Origin of the sequence: Pseudomonas sp. Fl4BN1, assembly GCF_009908285.1 — a bacterium.
Taxonomy (GTDB): Bacteria; Pseudomonadota; Gammaproteobacteria; order Pseudomonadales; family Pseudomonadaceae; genus Aquipseudomonas.
Genome location: NZ_JAAARM010000016.1, coordinates 45,634 through 66,693 on the forward strand (window position 1 = coordinate 45,634; position 21,060 = coordinate 66,693).

Sequence of the window (21,060 nt, forward strand, 5' to 3'; positions counted from 1 at the left end):
GCAATCGGCATTCGCCTGGAGACCTCCTCATGAGCAGCACCTTTTTTATTCCGGCCGTCAACATCATGGGCACTGACTGTCTTGACGAGGCCATGAGCGCCATTCGCAATTATGCTTTTCGCAAGGCGCTGATCGTCACCGATGCCGGTCTGGCCAAGGCTGGAGTGGCCAGCATGATCGCCGAGAAGCTGGCCATGCAGGACATCGACTCGGTGATCTTCGACGGCGCCAAGCCCAATCCGAGCATCGCCAACGTCGAACAGGGGCTGGTGCAGTTGCAAGAGCACCGGTGTGACTTCGTCATCTCCCTGGGGGGTGGCTCGCCTCACGACTGCGCCAAGGGCATTGCCCTGTGCGCGACCAACGGCGGGCACATTCGTGATTACGAAGGGGTCGACCAGTCGGCCAAGCCGCAACTGCCGCTGGTCGCCATCAACACCACTGCCGGTACCGCCAGTGAGATGACCCGCTTCTGCATCATCACCGACGAGTCGCGCCACGTGAAAATGGCCATCGTCGACCGCAACGTCACGCCGCTGCTGTCGGTCAACGACCCGGCGCTGATGGTGGCAATGCCCAAGGCCCTGACGGCCGCTACCGGCATGGATGCCCTGACCCACGCCGTCGAGGCTTATGTCTCCACCGCGGCGAACCCGATCACTGACGCCTGCGCGTTGAAGGCCATCAGTATGATCAGCAGCAACCTGCGCCAGGCCGTGCACGATGGCAGCGACTTGCTGGCGCGGGAGAACATGGCCTATGCGCAGTTCCTTGCCGGCATGGCCTTCAACAACGCTTCCCTGGGATTCGTGCATGCCATGGCCCACCAACTGGGCGGTTTCTACGACCTGCCCCATGGTGTGTGCAACGCGGTGCTGCTGCCCCATGTGCAGAGCTTCAATGCCAGTGTCTGCGCCGAGCGCCTGACCGATGTGGCCCACGCCCTGGGAGCAGACATTCGTGGTTTCAGCCCGGAAGAGGGCGCCCAGTCCGCGATTGCCGCGATTCGCACGTTGGCCCGCGATGTGGAAATTCCTGGCGGTTTGCGTGAACTGGGCGCCAAGCTGCAGGACATTCCGCTGCTCGCGGCCAATGCCCTGAAAGATGCCTGCGGCCTGACCAACCCGCGTCCGGCGGAGCAGCGGCAGATCGAGGAGATCTTTCGCAACGCGTTCTAAAAAGGGCAGGGGGGCTGGGCTGCCTTCGCTGGCAAATCAGCTCCAAGGTTAAATGGCTCAAGCGTTTTCTGGGGGCAGGCGGCAAGAGTGGAACATTCGCAACACCGTGGCGCAGGACAGGCCATTCGTCTGGCTGGGGGGTGTTCCCAACCAAGGCCCATTCCGGCTAGGACTGCCGGCGTTGAAAGCCCTTGCGTAGGGGAGGATAGTGCGGCCTTGAATGACGCCGCACCTGTCTGTCACAAGGAACCGTGAATGATCCGTCCATCCTCGCTGATTGCCGCTCTGGGCAGCCTTGCGCTGCTGCTGGGCACTGCCTCGGCCCTCGGCCAATGCCTGCCGCCCCCGCGTAACGCGGACGTGCCGGGCTTTTCCCTGTGCAAGGACTGGCCGGCCTTTGCCGACCAGAGCATCAGCTTGCTGTCCGAACTGACGCCGGACTCTGGCAGCCCCGTAGCCTTCGCAGAAGGTACCTACAACCTGCAACTGGCAGTGTTGAACCGCACGACCGGGCAGACGCTGGCTTCCTATCAGCAGGCCCGGGCCTTTGTCTCCGATGCGTTCCGCCTGGAGAGTGTGACGCTCGATACCGGGCGCTTCCAGTTGGCGCCGCAGGTGCGGGCGTTCGGGGTCAGGGCCTCCTTCCAGGGTTCCTCGCGGGTCAATCCGCTGAATGAGGTGTGGCTCAGCCTCTACGTGCGCGAAGGCAGCCAGTTGCGTCCGGTGATGGAGAAGTTCCTGGCGTATTCCTACAGTGGCGAGTGGGATGGCCAGTGCGCCGGGGAGCGCAGCGAAACCACCCGCACCCTGGATATCGCCAAGACCCGCAGCCACGGCTATGCCGACCTGATCGTGCGTTCGGTGAGCATCGACACCCGCAGCGAAGGCCAGGGCGAGCAATGCCAGTCCCGTTCCGTGACCGCCAAACCGGTATTCACGACTCTGCATTACGACGGCCAGCGGTATGTGCTGCCCAATGGTTTCAGCGGTATCTGAAGGCGCCTTGATGAAGTCATTTGAACAAGGGGGCCATGCACTGCTGCTGTGCGCTTTGCTGGGTGTCGCTACGGCAGTGCAGGCGGAGTGTGACAGCAGCGTGGATATTCCCGGGGAGCTTCACGTTTGTAAATCCTGGCCAGCGGAGCCGGGGATGAGCATCAGTGCTCGGGCGATCCCGATGCCCGGGAATGACAGTGACGATACACGTAGCTACAGCCTGGATGTGGCGCTGCTGTATGACGACCCAGGCCTGGCCGTGGCCAGCAATTACCAGGAATCGGCACTGTTTTCCGATGCCGTGGCCCTGCAGGGGATGGAGATCGACACTGCACGCTACAGGTTGAATGAAGAGGTGCGGGCCTTTGGCCTGCGAGTCCTTTACCACCACGGCTCCAGCGCCATTCCCTATGAGAAGAGCGTGCTGACCTTGTACCAGCGCGATGGCAAGGAAATCCTGCCGCTGCTGGAGGGGCTGGTGATGGATGAAAGTTCTGGCGAGTTCGGCTGGGACGGCCAGTGCGGGGGGCATTCCCGGACCGTGCATCGGACCCTGGAGGTCGGTACTCGCCAGCGCCACGGTTATGCCGACCTGATTGTCCGCAGCCGGGAGCTCGGAGTCGATCATTTCCAGGGCCGGGATGGCTGTGAGAGTCGCGACCTGCCGCCCAAGCTCGGTGTGGTGACCCTGCACTATGATGGCCGGCGCTACCCGCTGGCCAAGTCCCCGTAAGGAGTGTGAAGCATGCTCACCGGCCTTAATCACCTGACCCTGGCGGTCAGTGACTTGCCGCGCAGCCTGGGGTTCTATCACTCACTGTTGCAGTTGCGCCTGGAAGCCAGTTGGGACGCCGGCGCCTACCTGTCCTTGCCTGGCTTGTGGCTGTGCCTGTCCCTGGATCCGCAGCGGGATGTGTCGGCGGCAGCCGACTACACCCATTATGCCTTCAGCCTCGTCGCTGCCGATTTTGCCCCTTTCGTCCAGCGCCTGCGCGACGCGGGAGTCCGGGAGTGGCGCGACAATCGCAGCGAAGGCGCCTCGTTCTATTTCCTCGACCCCGACGGGCATCAACTCGAGGCCCATGTCGGTGATTTGGCCTCGCGATTACTAGCCTGTCGCCAGCTTCCTTACCCGGGAATGCGCTTCTACCCAGACGATTGACGCTGTGCGTCGCGCTTTTCAGCTGACGAAAGCCGCTGGTGGCAAGGGGCCTTGATCGTGCAGAATCCGCGAGGTTGATCCTGTGCCTGGCGTTCCCGTGAGGTGCATCGTTCTGGAGTCTTGCTGATGACCTCATCGCTGTTGCTAGCCGTTATCGCCTCGGGTTTCATTTACGCGATTACCCCCGGACCTGGGGTGCTGGCGGTGTTCGGCATCGGCGCCTCCCGTGGACGACAGGCCGGCGCCGGGTTTCTCTGCGGGCATATGCTCGGGGATGTGCTCTGGTGCAGCACCGCGCTGATCGCCATCGTCGGCGCCCGGGAAATCGGCAGTGATGCGTTCAACATCCTGGGCGTGCTCAGTGGCCTGTACCTGTTCTGGCTGGGGCTGCGGGCGATCCGCAGCCGTGGTAGCAATGGCGATGCGCCCCAAGGGCCGGCGCGCAATCCGTTCTGGCATGGGATTGTCTTCGGCCTGACCAACCCCAAGGCTTATCCGGTGGCGGTGGCAACCTTCACTGCGCTGCTGTCCAGCCGTGCCGAGCTGCTCACCTGGTCGATGCTCCCTGGCCTGATTGCCCTGAGCTTCCTCGGCGGACTCGGTGCATACGCTATTCTCATCGGCATTGTCGGGGCACGTCAGGTTCGCGGTTGGTATCAGCGTCACGAACTGGCGATCACCCGGGTCTGCGGTGTGATGTTCATCGGTTTTGCGATCAATGCCCTGTTGCACGCGGTGCCGGGATTGATCGGCAACAAGGCATAACGCCGCTCGCGGATTGCGACGGCGTGCAGTCGGTGGGCACCACCGGCTGACCAGGCTCAAGGGATGGGTACTCAGTGCATTTTTCATGGGTAGTAGCTTTCTCTGATGGCAACCAACAACTCCGAGCCTCTGGCCAGCTTCATCGATCTGCTCCTGGACGCCGTGTGTGCGGTGGATGTCGAGGGTCGCTTTGTATTTGTCAGCGCTGCCTGCGAGCGGATCTTCGGTTATACCGCCGATGAACTGATCGGCCGCTCGATGATCGAGCTGGTGCACCCGGCCGACCGCGAGCGCACCCTGCAGGCCGCCCGGGAAATCATGGGCGGCGTGCCCAAGCCCAATTTCGAGAACCGCTACCTGCGCAAGGACGGGCGTGTGGCGCATATCCTCTGGTCGGCGCGCTGGTCGGAAGTGGACCAACTGCGCATCGCCGTGGCCCGGGACATTACCGAGCGCAAGCAAGCGGAATCGAAACAGGCGGCGCTGTATGCGATCTCCGAGGCGGCCCATGCCACGGAGGATCTGCTGGTGCTGTTCAAGCACGTGCATCGGATCATCGGCGAGTGGTTGCCGGCGCTCAATTGTTCCCTGGCGCTATATGACGAGCGCGCCGAGAGCTTGAGTTTTCCCTACCACGTCGATGACTGTGAACGCAGCCCGGAACTGCCCGGGACCCTGATCGGGCGTTTTTGCGCCCAGGTACTCTTGCGCGGCCAACCCTTGTTACTGGCGCCGGAATGCCCACTGACCCAGGCCCTTTGGCGCGAGTTTGCGGCTATCCAGGGCCCGCGCTGCTGGTTGGGGGTGCCATTGAATGCGCAGAAGGGCACCATCGGCGTGCTGATGGTCAAGAGCGCGCCCGGCACCGAAGGCTACGGCGAGCAGGACCAGGAGCTGTTGCAGTACGTCAGCGCGCAACTGGCCGCGGCCATCGAACGCAAGCAACTGCACGCCCGGCTGCACTACATGGCCGAGTACGACCAACTGACTCATCTGCCCAACCGCGAACTGCTGCGCGAGCGGCTCAAGTCGGCCCTGGCCCGGGCCCGGCGCGAGTCGGGACGCATGGCCTTGCTGTATGTCGACCTGGACAAGTTCAAGGAGGTCAACGACACCTGTGGGCATGCAGTGGGCGACATGATGTTGCAGGCAGTGGCCAACCGCCTCAAGGGCTGCGTGCGAGAAACCGACACCGTGGCCCGCATCGGCGGTGATGAGTTCGTGATCCTGCTGGAGAACGTGCAGCACTCCGAAGATGCCCAGCGAGTGGCGGACAAGATCCGTCGCGCCTTGAACGAACCGCTACGCCTGGACGGCCATTCGTTGAGCATTTTGTCGAGCATCGGTATTGGCTTGTACCCCGAGCATGGCCTGGAAGAAAAACAGCTGTTCAAGCATGCCGATGAGGCGATGTACGCGGTCAAGCGAGCGCATAAAAGCCGTTCCAGCGCTTGAGCGGACAGTGCTTGTGCGGATGTTGTGAGGCCCGCTTCGGGCGTTTTTTTCACTCGCCGTTCGTCGTTCGGGCGAGTTTTTTCTAAACCTTTGTCGTTCTGGCTTTTCCCAATGCAGGCGGGGGCTGTGGCTCCCGCCGGATTCATTTGCAACAGGAGAGCCACACCATGAACACCATGGCCACTGTCATGCGCAGCGCCGGCCTGGCGCTGCTGCTGGGGCTTGGTGCGACCAGCGCCCTGGCCCAGTCCCCCAGCGCTTTTATCGACGATGCCTCGGCCAAGGGCATGGCCGATATCGAAGCCAGCCGGCTGGCGCACCGGCAGACCTCATCCAGGGCGGTCAAGGAATACGCCATCCAGGTGATCAATGATCGCACCACGGCCAATCAACACCTGGCGAAAATCGCCCGGCAACTGGACCTGCCAGTGGCGTCCCGGGAGCAGATGATGGACCAGGCCAAGCGCCTGATACCGCCAGTGCCCGAGGGCGAGGATTTCGACCGTGCCTACGCCGCGAGCCAGGTCCAGGCCACCGAAGAGGCGATCCGGCAGATCCAGGAGCAGGCACAAGCCAGCGAGGTACCGGAGCTCAAGGCCTTTGCCGAGGAAACCCTGCCCAAGCTGGAAAACCACCTGCAGATAGCCAGGGCCCTGCAGGCCGGCCGCCAGCCCGCGCGCCAGGACGGTTGAGTCACCGCAGGCTTTGCCCTTGGGCGCGCGGTGCTGTGTGTGAACGCTTCAACATTGATTGAGGTTGGTCTTGAGCGAGTGCTCGCAGGACCAAGCCGACGGACCCGAAGCGTTGCTGCCTTGACCGATCGCACGGTACTCGCTGCACAGTTTTTCCAGCTGCATGAGGTCCAGCCCATCCAGGCTGAATGTCGCGTTGTGAGCATCCAGGGTGGCCCGCGGCAACTCGTCGATCTTGATGTGCAGGACGTCAGTGTCGCGGTTCTGGCTGTTCTGGAGCAGGAACACCATCAGGAAAGTGATGATGGTGGTGGACGTGTTGATGATCAGTTGCCAGGTGTCGTTGAAATGAAACAACGGACCGCTGAACCCCCAGATCACGATCAACAGCAAGGCTCCCAGAAAGGTTTCGGGCTGCCGGTTCACTTCGACAGCGATTGCGAGGTCTTCGAGAACTTCATGGCCGTATTCCTTATCGAGTAGGTGACGGAATGTCAGACATCGTTGCTGTGTCGAAAGCGCTTTTTCCCACTCCGCGCTTACACCTGAAAACACTTCTTCGCAGAATAAAACAGCAAGCGGCTGGAACCCTGGGGGCTCCGAGCTTAACGTGACCCGGGTCGGGTGGCGCATGGGGCGCCGCGAGGCTCAAGGAGGCTGCAGGTGACGGATTCAGCCAATGCTGCGGTGATCGATCTGTATCACCGGGCAGAAGATTATTTCTTCGTGTCCATCTCCCAGTTCTATCGACGTTTTGGTACCGAGCTCAGTGCCTATTGCACTGGGGTCGAGGCCAGTAGCCTGAATCTGTTGATGATGAAGGGCTACAGCACCGACAGTGCGCTGCAGTTGGCCGCAGGCGTGGCCTTTGTGCAGCGCACCGGCATGCCGTTCTGTGTGGTGGTGCCAGACACCCAAGTGCCGCAGGTGTGCGAGCAGTTGCAACAGCAGCAACTGTTGCCGGCGGACAAGACCACTTGCATGGTCCTCGATATGGCGACCTATGAGCCCCGGGAACTGCCGCTGCAACTGGCGGATATCCGTTGCACCGACGAGCGCCTGGAGGATTGGGCGCAGCCCGTGGCAAGCGCATTCGAGTCGCAAGGTGCGGCGATCGAGCAGTACTTGGCGCGGCATCGGGCGGCGTTGCTGGCCGGCAGGGCCTTGCGCCATTTCACCCTGTATGTGGAGCAGCGTCCGGTGAGTGCCTTGACCTTGTCCCTGGGGCCGGGAGTGGCGCGACTGGATGACATCGGCACTCTGCAGGAATGCCAGGGGCGCGGCTATGCCACGGCGCTGATCCATTCGGTGTTGAGGTTCGCCCAGGCGCAGGGCGCAAGGACCTGCGTGCTCGAAGCTTCCTTCGATGGCCTGTCGATCTACCGCAAGGCCGGCTTCAGTCGCCTGTTCGACTACCGCACTTTTTGCCAGCAATGATGCGCCGCTAGCGTGTGGCGTTCTGGCGGAACTGGCGCGGGCTGAGTCCGGTCAGTGCCTTGAACTGCCGGCTGAAGGCGCTGTGATCGGTATAGCCGCATCGCAGTGCCACTTCGGTGATCGGCTCGTCGGTCACCAGCAAGCGCGAGGCCTGTTCCAGGCGCGCCTTGTGGATCATCTGCCGGGGCGTCAGGTGGAAGATCCGCTTGCAGTAGCGCTCCAGTTGGGCGGTGGACAGGTTGGCGATGCGGGTCAGGTCCTCCAGGCGAATCGCTTCGCTGTAGTGCTCGCGGATGTGCTGGTCCACCGCCGCCAGGCGTTCATAGGCCGGATGGGTGTCCTGGGGGGCCTGCAGGTCGAGGGAGATACCGGCCATGCCGATGATCTGCCCGTCACGTCCGTGCAATGGCAATTTGTGGGTCAGGCACCAGCCGGGTTCGCGACTGCCGTACAGGTGCAGCTCCAATTGGCCCTTGATGGTGATGCCCTGGCATAGCACGCGCTGGTCCTGCTCGGTGTAGACCGGGCCGAGCACCGCCGGGAAGACTTCGGCGGAGGTCTTGCCCAGCAGCGGCCGGATGCTCTTGAAACCACAGCGCTGGGCCAGGGTCAGGTTGGCAATCAGGTAGCGTGCCTGCAGGTCCTTGATGAAGAACACGGCGTTGGGGATGCAGTCCAGCAGCGGTGTGAGTGGAGCTATGTTGGCCAGCAGGCTGTTGATGTCCCGGGGAGCGTGGGCGGCGATGGCCCCGGGCAAGCGGTGGAGCTGTGCGCTATCGATCATCGTCGGCCTCTCTGTGGGGCTGGGGGATGGATCAGTGTCGAAACAGTTGGCAGTTGTGTTTCCGGGGCCGGGCCCAGTGCGCCAGCCCGGCGCTGGCTGGTCGTCAGCTTTCAGGCTGTTGCGGTGTGCTGTCGAGCATCAGGGGCGCGCCAGCCTTGGCAGGCCACCCATGTCGCGACGGCTCTGCAACCTGGCCGTTGGCCAGTCGGGCGCAGCCGCTACGGCGGCCTAAGGGACATCCTCGCAACGGCACAGCAGAGTATCAGTTCGGGCCAGTTTGAGAATCTCCGCTTGCAGCTCGAGGCTATCGCGCAGTTGCTCGGCAAAGCGCTGCCAGTGGTGGCGCGAGTGGATCAGCGCGGCGGCCCGGTCCAGCTGGCCGCTGGCGACACAGCCGGCGATCTTGCCTTCGAGCAAGGCCAGCTCGCTGCCGCCGATGCCGGTGCATTCGTCCGCGACAAAGACCCGGTACAGGGTATGTCAGGCCAACTGGTGGCGACCGTCGCTGGTCATGCGGCATTCCTGGTAGATGCCCCTGCCGCAGAACGGCGTTCTCGGGCGACCGCTGCGGGAGGTGCGGGTGCGCGGGTCGCCACTGCCCGCCACGGCGACGGCGACACTGAGGCCGCTGGTCACTTCCCATGCTTGCTGGTCCAGGCAGATGATCACCAGGGGCTCCAGCCAGGGTGGCGAAGCGTGCGGGCGAGTGTGCCGATTTCGTCTCTTTATGGGGGAAAAGCCTCAAGCTGCGGCGGGGATAAAAGGCGACCCTTGGTGTACTCGGCCAAGCCCCAAGAGGCCGCCGCAGATTTTCGCGCCAAGGCCTTGGCCACTCGCCCAAGCCTGCCGAAGGTCGGCCTATAAGGCGATTTCGGAACAGCACAATCGCACTGCCCAGGCAGCAGTGCTGCAAGCGTCGAAAGGCCTCGCCGACGTGATATTCAATTTTTCCAGGGGGTAGCGGGTGCTGCCGCCAGCGTACCCAAGCCGCCTTTCCCTGACCTTACCGTCATTCCCCCGAAACTCTCCCGCAGGAGCGTTACCCAACAGCCATAAAGGTCTCATCATGTCTGAATACATCACCCTGTCACTGGACGAAGTCCGCAGCCTTTCGTTCCAGGTCCTTACCCGGCACGGCTTGTCCGAAGCCCACAGCCAGGCAATTGCCGATGTCATCACCCAGGGACAGCGTGACGAGTGTCACTCCCACGGTGTGTACCGCCTGTTGGGCTGCGTGCGCTCGGTGCGCGAAGGCAAGATCGATCCGCGGGCCGAGCCCAGCCTGCGCCACATTTCCCCGGGCGTGCTCGAAGTGGACGCTCACTACGGCTACTCCTTGCTGGGCTTTCACACCGGTTTGCCGATCCTGCTGGAGAAGGCTCGCAGCCAGGGGATCGCCGCCATGGTGATCAAGCGCTGCTTCCATTTTTCTGCCCTGTGGCCAGAGGTCGAGGCAATTGCCGCCGCCGGCCTGGTGGGCCTGGCGATGAACCCCAGTCACAGTTGGGTGGCACCGGCCGGGGGACGCCACCCGGTATTCGGCACCAACCCCCTGGCCTTTGCCTGGCCACGACCGGCGGGCAACCCTTTTGTCTTCGACTTCGCCACCAGCGCCATTGCCCGCGGTGATATCGAACTGCATGCGCGCCAGGGCAAGCCGATTCCCAGCCACTGGGCCATTGATGCAGAGGGGCTGCCCACCACCGACGCCAAGGCGGCCTTGCAAGGGGCGATGCAGACCTTTGGCGGGCACAAAGGCTCGGCCCTGGCGGCGATGATCGAGTTGTTGGCCGGGGCCTTGATCGGTGACCTGACCAGCGCTGAATCCATGGCCTTCGATGAGGGTGTCGGGGCCACGCCTTGTCATGGCGAGCTGGTGCTGGCCTTCGATCCCAAGGTGTTCCTCGGGGAGGCCTATCAAGAGGGACTGCAACGGGCGGAGAGATTGTTCGAGGGCATTGCCCGGCAAGGGGCGCGGCTGCCGTCCCAGCGGCGTTTTGAAGCGCGGGAGCGGAGCCTGGAGCACGGGGTGCAGATATCCCGGGAGTTGCTGGAGGAAATTCGCGGGTTGCTCTAGCCGGAGTCCTTCGCTGGTAAACCGACGCCTGCAGGTGGCTGCAGGCGCCTGCTCCAGGCGAAGGGATCAAGGCCTCAGAAACGCACGTTGGCCGCCAGCTCTGCGGAGCGTCCCGGGGCGACGATGGCGAACATCCCTACGTGGGAAGCGTCGTAGTAGGTTTCGTCGGTGAGGTTGAGCACGTTGAGCTGCAGGTCCAGGTTCTTGTTCACCCGATAGGCCAGCATCGCGTCGTAGCGCCAGTAGGCATCGAGGCTGCGGGTGTTCTCATCGTTGGTGTAGCGCTTGTCCACGTAGTTGGCCCCGGCGCCGACTTTCCAGCGGTCGGTGAGCATGTAGGTGGTCCACACCGAGCCGCTGTTGGGAGCAATGAACTTGGCTTGCTTGCCGTTGTAGTTGGTGTCTTTTCCCGAGGCGTATTTGACCGTCTTCGCATCCAGGTAGGTGTATCCCGCCATCACTTCCCATTGGTCGGTGAGGTGGCCGGTGGCTCCCACTTCAAACCCTTTCACTTCGACGTCGCCGTCCAGGGTCACTTCATTGCTGAGTGGGTCGTAGGTACGGGCGTTGGTCTTTTCGGTCTTGAATACGGCGGCGGTCAGGGACAGGCGCTCGTTGAGCAGATCCCATTTGGTGCCCAGTTCGATGCTACGGCTCTTTTCCGGATCCAGATTATTCAATCTTCCGCCTGCTGCGCCATCGGCGCCACCCGATTGCCCGGCGGTTTCCCCGGACGGGTTGAAGGAGGTGCCGTAGGACAGGTAGATGCTGCCGTAGGGCAGGGGCTTGAAGACGAGGCCGCTCTGGTAGGTCCAGATATTGTTGCGGTTGCTCTGGGCCGCATCACGCACGTGGTAGTTGTCGAAGCGCGCCCCCAGGTTCAGGTCCCATTGCTCGTGCAGGGCCAGGGTATCCATGACATAGAGCGCGCGGTTGTTGTGCTTGGTGACGTCATGCTGGCCATTGCCACGCGCCACCGGGGCATATGGATCACGAGGATTGGGGTCGTACAGGTTTCCCGAGTCCGAGCCTTTGGGTGCGTAGCGACTCTTGACGTCGATCCGCTCGCGGGAGAATTCCAGGCCGGCGCTGTAGCTGTGGCCGATGGAACCGGTGTCGAACTTGCCGAAGATGTCGGTCTGGTTGATCAACGAGGTGTTGACCACATTGCGCCCTCGCGCCGGGCCCCGCAGTACCACATTGTTCAGTTCGTTCTGCACGCTTGCCGCAGTCGTGGCGCCAAGGGTAGGCCGGCTCATGATGTAGTCCTGCATGCTGCGTCCCTGTCGGGTGGTGTTGCGCAGGGTCAGGTGCTCATTGAAATCATGCTCCAGCTGCAGGGTCGCCAGATCTGCCGAGGTCTTGCGGAAGTCGCGCTTGCTGAAGCCATAGAAATTGTCACGATCGACCTTGACCGGCTTGCCGCTGATCGCCGATACCGGAACACCCTGGTCAGGGATGTCGTCACTCTGCATGTGGTAGTAGCTGAGGGTGCCTCGGGTGTCGGTGTTCAGGCCGAAGGAGAAACTCGGTGCCAGGCCCCAGCGGGTGACCTCGACCTCGTCCCGGCCTGGGGTATCGGCCTCATGCTTCATGGCGTTCAGGCGTAGGGCCATGTTCTGCTCGGGCAGGTACTGGTTGAGGTCCAGGGTGGTGCGGCGCAACTGGTCGGTGCCCAGGCTCAAGCTGCCGGCCGCGTAGCTTTCCTTTTGTGGCACCTTGCTGACCAGGTTGATGCTGCCACCGGTGGAGCCGCGGCCTGAATAGGCCGAGCCAGGGCCCTTGACGATCTCTATCTGCTCGACGTTGAAGGCTTCGTGAGTCATGCGGCCGACGTCGCGGATACCGTCGATCATGATGTCGGTGCTGGCTTCGAAGCCGCGAATGAACGGTCGGTCTCCCAGCGGCGTACCGCCTTCCCCGGCGCCAAAGGTGATGCCCGGGGTGGTGCGCAAGGCGTCAGCCAGGGTCGAAACCGCGCGTTCCTGCATCAGCGATTCAGTGATGATGGTCACCGACTTTGGTGTTTCCCGCAGCGGCGCAGTGAACTTCACCGAGTCCGAGGTCTCGCGCTTGTAGCCAGGTTTGTGTTCACCCTGAACCTGGGTGGGGGCGAGGGTGACCGGTGTGGCCTCGGGAGGGCGTTCGGTGTTTTCAGATGAGGCTCCCAGGCTGGCTTCGCTGAAGGCCATCAGACCGAGAGAGGTGGACCACAACTTCCAGGATTGTGGGCGGGCGGGATTGGACATTGAGATAGAACCTCCGTTTTATTTGGAATAGATTCTCATCTGTGAATAAATATCATTCAATCAGATATGTCTGAACAATCGTGTCGAAAAGTGTATGCGCGGCTGTATACCGGTCAGCTGGACTTGGCGATGTACTCCTTGAGTGAAAACCGTTGCCTATTTCTGCGCCAGGCCGTTCTCTTCTGCCGTTACCTGCTGTTATATGGGCGACCACCGACCTTGGAGATCACGGATGAACCTGCACTTTGAAACTCCCAGCCTGTTGTTGCGCCCACGCACGCTCGCGCACTTCGATGCCTGCCTGCACATGGACCTGGACCCTGAAGTCACGCGCTTCATTCCCGGCACCTGGGACGGCGGGCAATGGCATCGGGATTTCCTCCAGTCGCGCCTGAGCGAGGATTTCGGTGAGCGCTGCGGCTATTGGGCAATCTTCGCCAAAGACGCCCCGGATGAGTTGCTCGGCTGGGTTTCGTTCATTCCCTTCGATGCCGTTGGCCCCGAGCTGGAGATGGGCTGGCGTCTGGTGCGACGGGCCTGGGGCAGGGGATTTGCCTCCGAGGCGGCGGGACGCATTGTCGAACATGTGTTCGCTGACCCGGCTGTGCAGCGGATAATTGCCGATGCTCATGTCGACAATGCTGGGTCATTGGCGGTGGCCCGCAAGATCGGTTTTCGCTTCACCCACGATGCAGAGTTCGAAGGATTGCCAAGCCGTTTTTTCGAAATGACCCGTGAGGATTTTCGTCAGCGCTCCGTGGCCGGCTGAGTGCCAGCTGCTGGCAGCCAACAGCGGGGCGCCGTTGACGGGCGCCCCTGTGGTACTGCCGTTACCGGTTCAGAGGTGACGGCTGACCCACCACAGCACCAGGAAGGCGATGCCGGCCGCCATGGCCGACAACTGGAACAGGTTGATCAGCCATTTCAGGCCCAGGGGGAAGTTCTTGTAGTCCCGCACATCCAGGCCGCCGTTGCGCAGAAAGAGATGGGGCATGGCGAACATGGCGCCGATGCACACCAGCATGAAGAATCGGCTGAGGGGATCCCTCCCCAAGAGCGGCATGCGAATGGCGATGACCCGGCACCGGGACAGGTGCTTGACCATGTCATCGATCTTGAAATAGCCCAGGTAGATCTGGATCACCAGAGACACCAGTCCGGCCATGACGACCAGGACCCAACCCGCGGTGTAAATATCTTTGGCATTGCACATATCTATTCAGTGACCTCCTCAAGCTTCACGACCAGGCGTTCAGCGTAGCGCTCCTCCAGTGGGCCCTGGCACGCAGGGCAGCCGGCCACCATAGCACCCCTGGACCGAGGCTGGGCGCAGGCAGCCCGTGGGCTGCGGTCGAAATGCCGATACCCTGTGGCGTCTGGAGTGTTGTTGCGAGCCTAGCCGGGCATGTGCCCGGCGGATGTCGGACCCGTGCCAAAGACCCCATCCGGCATTGGCGAGGCTATTTACTAGCGCCAGGCGCAAGGTTCGGGGGGCAGCTGGACCGGCAAGGCTTCTTCCCATGGGGGCCTCTGGAGATCGGCCAGCAATTTCCTGATGACAGGTTCAGCAATCAGACAGTTCTGAGCTGTTAAAAGATTTGTACGTCCGGCAGGAGCAGGGCGGTGACAAGGGGGCAATGTTTCAAGCGGTCTTGCGCGTGGCGCCGAGGAGGCAGCATGTTGTTACGTTACACGGCTTTGCTGGCGGTGGTCGTAGTGGCCTCCGGATGTGTTGAGGAACGGGTGGTTCACGAGCGACGGGTGGTGGAGCGCTCGGCTCCGGTGGAGTACGTCGAGGTGGTGGCGCCACAGCCACCACCGGAGCGGGTCATCGAGGTCGAACCCGAACCGCGCCCGGGTTATCTCTGGGCCCGTGGCTACTGGCATTGGAACGGGCAGCACTATGTTGCGGTGCGTGGCCATTGGGAGCCGCAACGCCCGGGGTATCGTTATGTGCATCCCTATTGGGAGCGCCATGGCGATGGCTGGCATTGGCACGCGGGCGCCTGGGCCAACTGACCCGGCAACTTCATGTGTGACCTGCAGAGCGATCCTCGGATCGCTGTTTTTTTGCCCGCGTTTTTTGCGCTGATCGGCTCAGGCGTCAGACCAGGCCCAGGGTGTTGGCCCGGGCACCGGGAAAGACCGTCTGCAATTGAGCGCTGGACAGGCCCCAGGTGCTGCCCAGCAAGCCACCCAGTAGATCGCGGTAGTTGTTGAGCACCGGGTAGTCACGGTTCTGCAGCAGGCTCTGGGCGTTCACGGCCACTTGTTCACCGGCCACGCGCCCACCGTGGACCCGGCCACCCAGTACCCAGTACACCGTGCCGTGCCCGTGATCGGTGCCCTTGGCGCCGTTCTCGCGAAAGGTCCGGCCAAACTCGGACACCACCACCACGAGGCTGTCGTTCCAGTGCTCACCCATGGCCTCGGCGTAGGCTGCCAGCCCTTGTCCGAGGTTGGCCAGGTTATTGGCCAGCTGACCCTGGGTGCTGCCCTGGTTGACGTGGGTATCCCAACCGCCGACATCGACGAAACCCAGGCGGTATTGCTCGCGCATCAAGCTGGCCATGCGCCGGGTCTGGGCGGCGAAGTTCTGTGCATTGGCCGCACCGCGATTGGCGGCGAGCATTTCTTCCTGCAGGTCCCTGGAGACTTTCTGGCGCAGTGCCAGGCCATCGCTGGCCGCTGCGGCGTAGGGCGTATGTTGGTACATGGAGGAGAGAATGGCCGCCTGGCGATCATCGAAAGTCGCCTTGCCGGCTCCGCGCAAGGACAGGTTGGGAATGTCCTGGGCACCCTGGAAACTCAGGGGCAGGGCATCGGTAAAGGCGATGGGCGCACTGTCGGGTACTTGCCGCGCCAGGCGCGCGAGGAAGCCTGAGTCGTAGTGTTTGCGCTGCTGGCTCGGCTGGCCGGACTCGATGTTGTCCTGGGTCTCGAAGTGGCTGCGGGACAGGTCGTCGGTACCGGAAAAGGGCACGAAGGCTAACTGTTTACGCTGCCACAACGGGTACAACGAATCCCTTAGCACCGGGTTCAAGCCCCAGTGACTGTCCAGGGCAATGGCGCTTTGCGCGTTGTGCGGATCGGGGCGGGCGATGGCCAGGGTCGGGCGCGACTCGTAGTAGAAGTCGCTGGCGTAAGGCACCAGCAGGTTGTTGCAGTCATAGCCGCCGCGCAGGAACACCAGCAGGGTACGCGGTGCCGAGGCCGGGGCGGCGAACAGCCGGGCGGAAAACGTCAGGCTGGGCAGGGCGGCTGCGGCAACGGCAGCCATCAGTAATTGGCGACGATTCATCAGGGCTCCTGATCAGGCGGCGTGGCGCTCCGCCAGGGTGCGTTCAGCGATTGTTGAAGTCCGGCGAGGACAGCAGAAAAGTGTTCCATTCCTGGGGCGAAACGGCCTGGTCCAGGGCACTGCGGGTGGCGCTGGAAAGACGCGGGGAGATCGCCTGGTAAAACAGTGGTGTGGTGATCAAGGGGAAACCCGGCCCCGGTAGCGTGCTGCCTTCGACGGTGAACAGGCGGTTGTCGCCCCTGCCAATGGCCCGGGCAATCTCGAAGCGCTTGGCCATTTGTCCGGAACTCGACCAGCCGCTGGCCACCAACGGCCAGCCGTCAGGGGTTATTCGGCCGAACAGCGGCTCACCCAATTGATTGAGCCAGTTGACCGGCGGCCGCGGATTGGCCAGGGGCTTACCGTCGTAGGCCAGGCGCAGCGCCGAGATCACGAACTGTTGTGGGTCCTTGAATTTGCCACCGGCACTTTGTTGCAGTTCCGGCGACTGCATCAGCGTGCGCATGACCTGGGCGATATCGCCATCGCTGTCGCTGAAGGTCTTGGCCAGGCGCGCCACCAGGGCCGGCGGCGGGTTGTCGGCGACGAAGTATTGAGCCAGCCTGCGCGAGATGAACTGGGCGCAGGCCGGCTGCCGGGTGATGAGATCGACGGCCTGGGTAATCTCGTCAAAACCGCGGCCTTGGATGGTGTGGCCGAGCAACTGCTTGTCACTGAAGTCATGGCGTTTGGGGTTGAACTGGAACAACCCTTGTTGCACCACCAGGGGCTGCAGGGGCCGGGGGAATCGCTGTTCGCGACCGTCCAGAGGAATCAGGCCGGCTCCGGTCAGGATCAACGCCAGCTGTTGCACATCTTCCTGACTGTAGCCCGCACCGACACCGAGGCTGTGCAGCTCCATCAACTCTCGGGCGTAGTTCTCGTTGACCTTGCCCTTGGCGTTTTGCGCGTTGTCGAGGTACTCGAGCATGGCCGGGCTTTTCAGCGTGGCCAGCAGCAGGTCCTTGAACTTGCCCAGGGCATGGGGGCGGATGGCGTGTTCAACGTAATCGGTGGTCAGCACCCGCACCCGGCCTTTGCCCTGGAACACACTGAAGTGATTGAGCCAGAACAGCACCAGTTGCTCCTTGAGCTGGTTGGGGCCATATACGGCGTGTAGCAGTACGCTGGCCTGGGCTTGCTCGGCGAGGGTATTGGCTTGCTGTCGAGCGTCCTTCTGCGCGGCATTCCTGGCTTCGCCGTCGGGCATCGCCTTGATCTGTTCCTGGCGCTGTTTGAACGCCTGCAACAAGGATTGGGTGGAGTGGGTCATGGCCGGGTCGCTATGCAACAACGCTTCGATCGCCGGGGGGAGGGGGTCGTTCAGGCGATCTGCCAATTGCGCTTCCAGCAGGCCCGAGCGGCCCAGGGCATGAAGGCGCTTGAACTGCGCTGCGTCCAGATCGAAGCCATCACGCCTGAGCCATGCAATGTCCGCGGCGCTGGGTGACGCAGGCTCGGCGGCTTGGGCCAGGATCGGTAGCAACAGGGCAAAAACGCTCCACAGGTGTACACGGCGTGTGAACGGATGAAGCCATTGCATGGGCGAGTTTCCGGGATGGAAAGGGGCGGCGGGAGGAATGTTTCCGGTGTCTGCCGGTGACGTTGAAGTTTGGCTGAACAGTGCGCATTTCGCCGAATGGCTGCGGGGGTATCGATGGATGTCCGGGCCCATGGCAGATCCTCAGGTGGGAGCCGTACCAGTGCGTGCAGGCCGGATTGCAGCTGCTCTCGCGGTTGGTGAAAATCGCTCTAGTTCAGCTGTTTCAACGATCCATCCAGGGCACTGCCGTCGACCGTTCGTCCGACGGATGGAATTGGCAAGCACTAGTCTCTGCGTCATGCTGTCGACAGGTGTCGTAGTGCCACTATTTTTGTCTAGGCCCGATTTTTCCGGGTGCCGTTTTACCCCTGCGATGGTGAGATAGGTTTTCTGATGAATGTGTTGATCCTGTCCGAGGCGCGGTATGCCCGATAAGGCGTTGGCCGAGGAGCAGCGCCTGGCTGCACTGTATGCCCTGGAACTGCTGGACACTGCTCGGTGTGAGCATTTCGATCGTATTTGCCGTTTGGCTGCAGAGTACTTCAATGTGCCCACGGCCCTGATCACCCTGGTGGATCGTGATCGGCAGTGGTTCAAGTCGCGGGTCGGTTTTGTTGCCGAACAGACCCCTATCGATCAATCGTTTTGTGCCTACACCATCAAGACTGGCGATGTCTTCGAAGTGGAAAATGCCCGCAAGGATGTGCGTTTTCACGCCAACCCTCTGGTGACCGAAGAATCGGGTATTGGTTTTTATGCCGGTGCGCCGTTGATCACCTCCAGTGGGCACGCGATTGGCAGCCTGTGTGTCATCGACAAACAGCCCCAGCGCCTGAGTGACGCCGAGCGCCAGCAACTGCGTGACCTGGCGTCCATGGTGATGGAGCAGATCGAGCAGCGTCAGCGCCTGACTCGCCGCGACCCGGTCAGTGGCCTGCCCAACCGTGAGCAATTTCAGAGCGACCTGTACGACCTGGCGGACCAGCATCCGGGTGAACAGCGCGTGCTGGTGCTGGTGGATGCGGTGGACATGACCGTGGCCCACGAACTGACCCTGGCGATGGGCATGGCACCGTTCGAAACCATCGTGCGTTTTCTCGCCCAGCAACTGCTCGCTCACCTGGGCCGGCATGTGCGGGTGTATCACGTCTCGGTCAAGCGTTTCGGTTTCCTGCTGCCGCTGGGCCCTGGTATCGAGCGCTTCCTGGAGGGCCTGGTGCGGCGGTTGCGGCGTCAGCCGCCGGGGCTGGAGCTGCCGATGATTCCGGGAGTCTGCGCGGGGACGGTGGAGTTTTCCACGGATCTTGATGCGGTGCCGGACGTGCTGCGCAAGGCCATGTTCGCCCTGGAACTGGCGACGCTCAATCGCAGTACCTGGGCGCCCTATGACGTGGTGCGGGACCAGGCGTTTCGGCGCGCCTTCAACCTTGCATCGGACATCAGCGAAGCCCTCGACAGCGGGCAGATCTACCTGATGTTCCAGCCACGTTTCTCCCTGCCCGAAGGCATCCAGGTCAGTGCCGAGGCCCTGATTCGCTGGGATCATCCGTGGCTGGGGCCAATCTCTCCGGCGGAATTCATCCCGGTCATGGAGCGCAATGCACTGATCCACCGCGTGACCCATTGGGTGATCAACGCCGTGCTGCATAAACTGCATCTTTGGGGCGTTGCGGACGTACAACGACTGTCGATCAACCTGTCGCCCCAGGATTTCGAAGACCAGGATATTGCCGACGTGCTTAAGGAAGCTTGTCAGCGCCACCGCATCGATCCGCAGCGCCTGGAAGTGGAAATTACCGAAGGCGCCTGGTTGCGTTCCAACCCACGGGTGCTGGAGCAGTTGAGCAAGATCCGCGCCTTGGGCATGGACGTGGCCATTGATGATTTTGGCACCGGCTACAGCAACTTCGCCTACCTGCACCAGATCCCGGCCAATGTGGTGAAACTCGATAAATCCATGGTCACTGACCTGGAGAGCAGCGCCCAGCATCAGAAGATCACCCGTTCAGTGATCGCCCTGGCTCGGGAGTTGGGCTACCGCACCGTCGCCGAGGGCATTGAGAGCTTCAAGTGCCTGCAGATGCTCAGGACCTTTGGTTGCGACGAGGCCCAGGGGTATTTTCTGGCCCGGCCGATGGCCCAGGAAAAATTCCTCGCCCGCAGTGGGGAGCAGCGTTTTCCGTTGCAGGGTGGCTTCTAGGAGGTGGGAGCGGGTGAATGCGGTGTCAGCGCTGCGCCGCTACCAATAGCAGCATCGGCCGTTCCCGTTCCTCTTCCAACGCTGGCTGATCGAGCACTTGCTGTGCGCTGGGCCCCCACTCCTCGACATGCCGCAGATTGAAGCCGGTATCGATCAGGGCATTGAGCAAGGTGCCAAGGGTTCGATGCTGCTTGATCACGCCTTCCGCCAGCCAGTGGGTGACCCGCTCGCCTTCCTGCTGATAGCTGTCCAGCGGCCAGGACTTGCGTCCCTGGTCATCGACGATCCAGCCCGGGTTGCGCGGGGCCATGAAGATCGGATGCTCGATGGAAAATACCAGACGACCCCCGGGCACCAGAGCGGCATAGATTTGGGCAAACAGGCTTTGCAAATCCTTGATGTAATGCAGGGCCAGGGAGCTGTAGGCCAGGTCGAAGCGGCAAGTGGGCAGGTCCAGTTGTTCCAGGTCCGCTCTCTGGTAGTGGATGTTTGGCGCCGAGGTGCTCTCGCGGGCAGTCGCCAGCATTTTCTCCGAGACGTCCAGCCCCAGCACCTGCTGGGCGCGGTGTTCGCTGGCCCAGCGGCAGAACCAGCCATAGCCGCAACCCAGGTCCAGCACCTTGAGGCCGTTGATTGCTGGCAGCAGAGCTTGCAGGGCGGGCCACTCCGGCGCTGCGTCGAGGCCGCCGAGGGATCGTCCCATTTGGCTATAGGCCTGGAAAAAGGTCGGGTCGTCGTAAATGTTCTGCGTCATTTCGAGAGGCTCTTTCAGGTTCGTGTGCGGTCCTGCAGTGCAGGATGGTTCGTGCAGTTGAAACGGCTGAGGGGCTTCTTCCTCGGAGGGCCCGACGCAGGCTCGTCGATGGCCGGGCCGGGTGTTAGGCATTGGGAAATGCTAGCGGCTTTGGCTGCTCACGAATACGCATTGAAGTTGTGAATTTGTAACGCGGCAACGCCAGGACAGGCGAGAGGATCTACCTTGGGCGGTGTCGCCGCGGGTTTGGACTGGAAAAATGAGGGCACAAAAAAACCGGCTGCTGGGGCCGGTTTTCTGTTTTTGCATCCCTCGTCAATGTTGCTTGACGCGGGTGCTTTGGATACTTGGAGCGGGTGAAGGGAATCGAACCCTCGTTATCAGCTTGGGAAGCTGGAGTAATGCCATTATACGACACCCGCTCGAAC

The 21,060-nt window shown here is 62.2% G+C and carries 20 protein-coding genes, 1 tRNA gene and 1 pseudogene; 12 read left to right on the forward strand and 10 right to left on the reverse strand.

Annotated elements, in window-relative coordinates; translation table 11 throughout:
• The first annotated feature begins 29 nt into the window (after positions 1 to 29).
• The 7 genes from yiaY (at position 30) to GV818_RS18730 (ending at position 6,248) form a co-directional block, all read left to right on the forward strand.
• Entirely contained in the window at positions 30 to 1,178 is a 1,149-nt protein-coding gene (yiaY, locus tag GV818_RS18700; RefSeq protein WP_161757677.1) for an L-threonine dehydrogenase, read from the forward strand.
• Between the two features lie 255 nt (positions 1,179 to 1,433).
• Complete coding sequence (locus tag GV818_RS18705; protein ID WP_161757676.1) at positions 1,434 to 2,174, forward strand: hypothetical protein; 741 nt, start codon at positions 1,434 to 1,436, stop codon at positions 2,172 to 2,174.
• A 10-nt stretch (positions 2,175 to 2,184) separates the two neighbouring features.
• Complete coding sequence (locus tag GV818_RS18710) at positions 2,185 to 2,907, forward strand: hypothetical protein (protein ID WP_161757675.1); 723 nt, start codon at positions 2,185 to 2,187, stop codon at positions 2,905 to 2,907.
• Between the two features lie 12 nt (positions 2,908 to 2,919).
• The gene (gene fos, locus GV818_RS18715; RefSeq protein ID WP_161757674.1) at positions 2,920 to 3,336 is read left to right on the forward strand and encodes a fosfomycin resistance glutathione transferase; all 417 of its coding nucleotides are present in this window, start codon (positions 2,920 to 2,922) and stop codon (positions 3,334 to 3,336) included.
• A 126-nt stretch (positions 3,337 to 3,462) separates the two neighbouring features.
• Positions 3,463 to 4,101 carry a LysE family translocator gene (locus tag GV818_RS18720; protein ID WP_161757673.1) on the forward strand — a complete coding sequence of 213 codons (639 nt, stop codon included), beginning with the start codon at positions 3,463 to 3,465 and terminating at the stop codon, positions 4,099 to 4,101.
• Between the two features lie 105 nt (positions 4,102 to 4,206).
• Positions 4,207 to 5,556, forward strand: coding sequence for a diguanylate cyclase domain-containing protein (locus tag GV818_RS18725; RefSeq protein ID WP_161777191.1), 1,350 nt, complete (start codon positions 4,207 to 4,209; stop codon positions 5,554 to 5,556).
• 167 nt (positions 5,557 to 5,723) lie between these two features.
• On the forward strand, positions 5,724 to 6,248 hold the full coding sequence (locus GV818_RS18730) for a DUF4142 domain-containing protein (RefSeq protein ID WP_161757671.1): 525 nt from the start codon (positions 5,724 to 5,726) through the stop codon (positions 6,246 to 6,248).
• A 48-nt stretch (positions 6,249 to 6,296) separates the two neighbouring features.
• Here the strand turns inward: GV818_RS18730 and GV818_RS18735 are convergent.
• Positions 6,297 to 6,709, reverse strand: a pseudogene (locus tag GV818_RS18735) (low affinity iron permease family protein).
• A gap of 202 nt (positions 6,710 to 6,911) precedes the next feature.
• On the opposite strand from GV818_RS18735, the gene GV818_RS18740 reads away from it, so the two are divergent.
• Entirely contained in the window at positions 6,912 to 7,685 is a 774-nt protein-coding gene (locus GV818_RS18740) for a GNAT family N-acetyltransferase (protein WP_161777192.1), read from the forward strand.
• Between the two features lie 7 nt (positions 7,686 to 7,692).
• Here the strand turns inward: GV818_RS18740 and GV818_RS18745 are convergent, their stop codons facing one another.
• From GV818_RS18745 to GV818_RS18755, 3 genes are all read right to left on the reverse strand, one after another.
• Positions 7,693 to 8,469, reverse strand: coding sequence for an AraC family transcriptional regulator (locus tag GV818_RS18745; protein WP_161777193.1), 777 nt, complete (start codon positions 8,467 to 8,469; stop codon positions 7,693 to 7,695).
• 228 nt (positions 8,470 to 8,697) lie between these two features.
• Positions 8,698 to 8,886 (reverse strand): hypothetical protein, encoded by a 189-nt coding sequence (locus tag GV818_RS34500; RefSeq protein WP_256679489.1) that lies wholly within the window; start codon positions 8,884 to 8,886, stop codon positions 8,698 to 8,700.
• A gap of 63 nt (positions 8,887 to 8,949) precedes the next feature.
• On the reverse strand, positions 8,950 to 9,138 hold the full coding sequence (locus tag GV818_RS18755; protein WP_161777194.1) for a 2Fe-2S iron-sulfur cluster-binding protein: 189 nt from the start codon (positions 9,136 to 9,138) through the stop codon (positions 8,950 to 8,952).
• A gap of 397 nt (positions 9,139 to 9,535) precedes the next feature.
• On the opposite strand from GV818_RS18755, the gene GV818_RS18760 reads away from it, so the two are divergent.
• Positions 9,536 to 10,546 carry an Ldh family oxidoreductase gene (locus tag GV818_RS18760; protein WP_161757666.1) on the forward strand — a complete coding sequence of 337 codons (1,011 nt, stop codon included), beginning with the start codon at positions 9,536 to 9,538 and terminating at the stop codon, positions 10,544 to 10,546.
• Positions 10,547 to 10,620: 74 nt separating this feature from the next.
• Here GV818_RS18760 and GV818_RS18765 read toward each other — a convergent pair whose 3' ends face one another.
• Positions 10,621 to 12,795, reverse strand: coding sequence for a TonB-dependent receptor (locus GV818_RS18765; RefSeq protein ID WP_161777195.1), 2,175 nt, complete (start codon positions 12,793 to 12,795; stop codon positions 10,621 to 10,623).
• Positions 12,796 to 13,027: 232 nt separating this feature from the next.
• Here GV818_RS18765 and GV818_RS18770 point away from each other — a divergent pair, with 232 nt between their 5' ends.
• Positions 13,028 to 13,564 carry a GNAT family N-acetyltransferase gene (locus GV818_RS18770; protein WP_161757664.1) on the forward strand — a complete coding sequence of 179 codons (537 nt, stop codon included), beginning with the start codon at positions 13,028 to 13,030 and terminating at the stop codon, positions 13,562 to 13,564.
• Positions 13,565 to 13,633: 69 nt separating this feature from the next.
• Here GV818_RS18770 and GV818_RS18775 read toward each other — a convergent pair whose 3' ends face one another.
• Positions 13,634 to 14,008 (reverse strand): hypothetical protein, encoded by a 375-nt coding sequence (locus GV818_RS18775; RefSeq protein ID WP_161757663.1) that lies wholly within the window; start codon positions 14,006 to 14,008, stop codon positions 13,634 to 13,636.
• 464 nt (positions 14,009 to 14,472) lie between these two features.
• Here GV818_RS18775 and GV818_RS18780 point away from each other — a divergent pair, with 464 nt between their 5' ends.
• A complete protein-coding gene (locus GV818_RS18780; protein ID WP_161757662.1) occupies positions 14,473 to 14,814 on the forward strand; it encodes a YXWGXW repeat-containing protein in 342 nt (113 codons plus the stop codon).
• 85 nt (positions 14,815 to 14,899) lie between these two features.
• Here GV818_RS18780 and GV818_RS18785 read toward each other — a convergent pair whose 3' ends face one another.
• Positions 14,900 to 16,096, reverse strand: coding sequence for a DUF1501 domain-containing protein (locus tag GV818_RS18785; protein ID WP_161757661.1), 1,197 nt, complete (start codon positions 16,094 to 16,096; stop codon positions 14,900 to 14,902).
• A gap of 43 nt (positions 16,097 to 16,139) precedes the next feature.
• Positions 16,140 to 17,678 carry a DUF1800 domain-containing protein gene (locus GV818_RS18790; protein ID WP_161777196.1) on the reverse strand — a complete coding sequence of 513 codons (1,539 nt, stop codon included), beginning with the start codon at positions 17,676 to 17,678 and terminating at the stop codon, positions 16,140 to 16,142.
• A gap of 424 nt (positions 17,679 to 18,102) precedes the next feature.
• Here GV818_RS18790 and GV818_RS18795 point away from each other — a divergent pair, with 424 nt between their 5' ends.
• Positions 18,103 to 19,878 (forward strand): sensor domain-containing diguanylate cyclase, encoded by a 1,776-nt coding sequence (locus GV818_RS18795; protein ID WP_161777197.1) that lies wholly within the window; start codon positions 18,103 to 18,105, stop codon positions 19,876 to 19,878.
• 25 nt (positions 19,879 to 19,903) lie between these two features.
• Here the strand turns inward: GV818_RS18795 and GV818_RS18800 are convergent, their stop codons facing one another.
• Both GV818_RS18800 and GV818_RS18805 read right to left on the reverse strand, forming a co-directional pair.
• The gene (locus GV818_RS18800; protein WP_161777198.1) at positions 19,904 to 20,632 is read right to left on the reverse strand and encodes a class I SAM-dependent methyltransferase; all 729 of its coding nucleotides are present in this window, start codon (positions 20,630 to 20,632) and stop codon (positions 19,904 to 19,906) included.
• Between the two features lie 348 nt (positions 20,633 to 20,980).
• A tRNA-Gly gene (locus GV818_RS18805) sits at positions 20,981 to 21,054 on the reverse strand.
• Positions 21,055 to 21,060: the final 6 nt, after the last annotated feature.

Bases quoted from the DNA above. Each gene is read 5' to 3' on its own strand.
- GV818_RS18795 (WP_161777197.1), top strand. From the start codon at position 18,103: ATGCCCGATAAGGCGTTGGCCGAGGAGCAGCGCCTGGCTGCACTGTAT.
- GV818_RS18745 (WP_161777193.1), bottom strand. From the start codon at position 8,469: ATGATCGATAGCGCACAGCTCCACCGCTTGCCCGGGGCCATCGCCGCC.
- GV818_RS18760 (WP_161757666.1), top strand. From the start codon at position 9,536: ATGTCTGAATACATCACCCTGTCACTGGACGAAGTCCGCAGCCTTTCG.
- GV818_RS18710 (WP_161757675.1), top strand. From the start codon at position 2,185: ATGAAGTCATTTGAACAAGGGGGCCATGCACTGCTGCTGTGCGCTTTG.
- yiaY (WP_161757677.1), top strand. From the start codon at position 30: ATGAGCAGCACCTTTTTTATTCCGGCCGTCAACATCATGGGCACTGAC.
- GV818_RS18775 (WP_161757663.1), bottom strand. From the start codon at position 14,008: ATGTGCAATGCCAAAGATATTTACACCGCGGGTTGGGTCCTGGTCGTC.
- GV818_RS18730 (WP_161757671.1), top strand. From the start codon at position 5,724: ATGAACACCATGGCCACTGTCATGCGCAGCGCCGGCCTGGCGCTGCTG.
- GV818_RS18770 (WP_161757664.1), top strand. From the start codon at position 13,028: ATGAACCTGCACTTTGAAACTCCCAGCCTGTTGTTGCGCCCACGCACG.
- GV818_RS18765 (WP_161777195.1), bottom strand. From the start codon at position 12,795: ATGTCCAATCCCGCCCGCCCACAATCCTGGAAGTTGTGGTCCACCTCT.
- GV818_RS18785 (WP_161757661.1), bottom strand. From the start codon at position 16,096: ATGAATCGTCGCCAATTACTGATGGCTGCCGTTGCCGCAGCCGCCCTG.
- GV818_RS18790 (WP_161777196.1), bottom strand. From the start codon at position 17,678: ATGCAATGGCTTCATCCGTTCACACGCCGTGTACACCTGTGGAGCGTT.
- fos (WP_161757674.1), top strand. From the start codon at position 2,920: ATGCTCACCGGCCTTAATCACCTGACCCTGGCGGTCAGTGACTTGCCG.
- GV818_RS18780 (WP_161757662.1), top strand. From the start codon at position 14,473: ATGTTGTTACGTTACACGGCTTTGCTGGCGGTGGTCGTAGTGGCCTCC.
- GV818_RS18720 (WP_161757673.1), top strand. From the start codon at position 3,463: ATGACCTCATCGCTGTTGCTAGCCGTTATCGCCTCGGGTTTCATTTAC.
- GV818_RS18705 (WP_161757676.1), top strand. From the start codon at position 1,434: ATGATCCGTCCATCCTCGCTGATTGCCGCTCTGGGCAGCCTTGCGCTG.
- GV818_RS18725 (WP_161777191.1), top strand. From the start codon at position 4,207: ATGGCAACCAACAACTCCGAGCCTCTGGCCAGCTTCATCGATCTGCTC.
- GV818_RS18800 (WP_161777198.1), bottom strand. From the start codon at position 20,632: ATGACGCAGAACATTTACGACGACCCGACCTTTTTCCAGGCCTATAGC.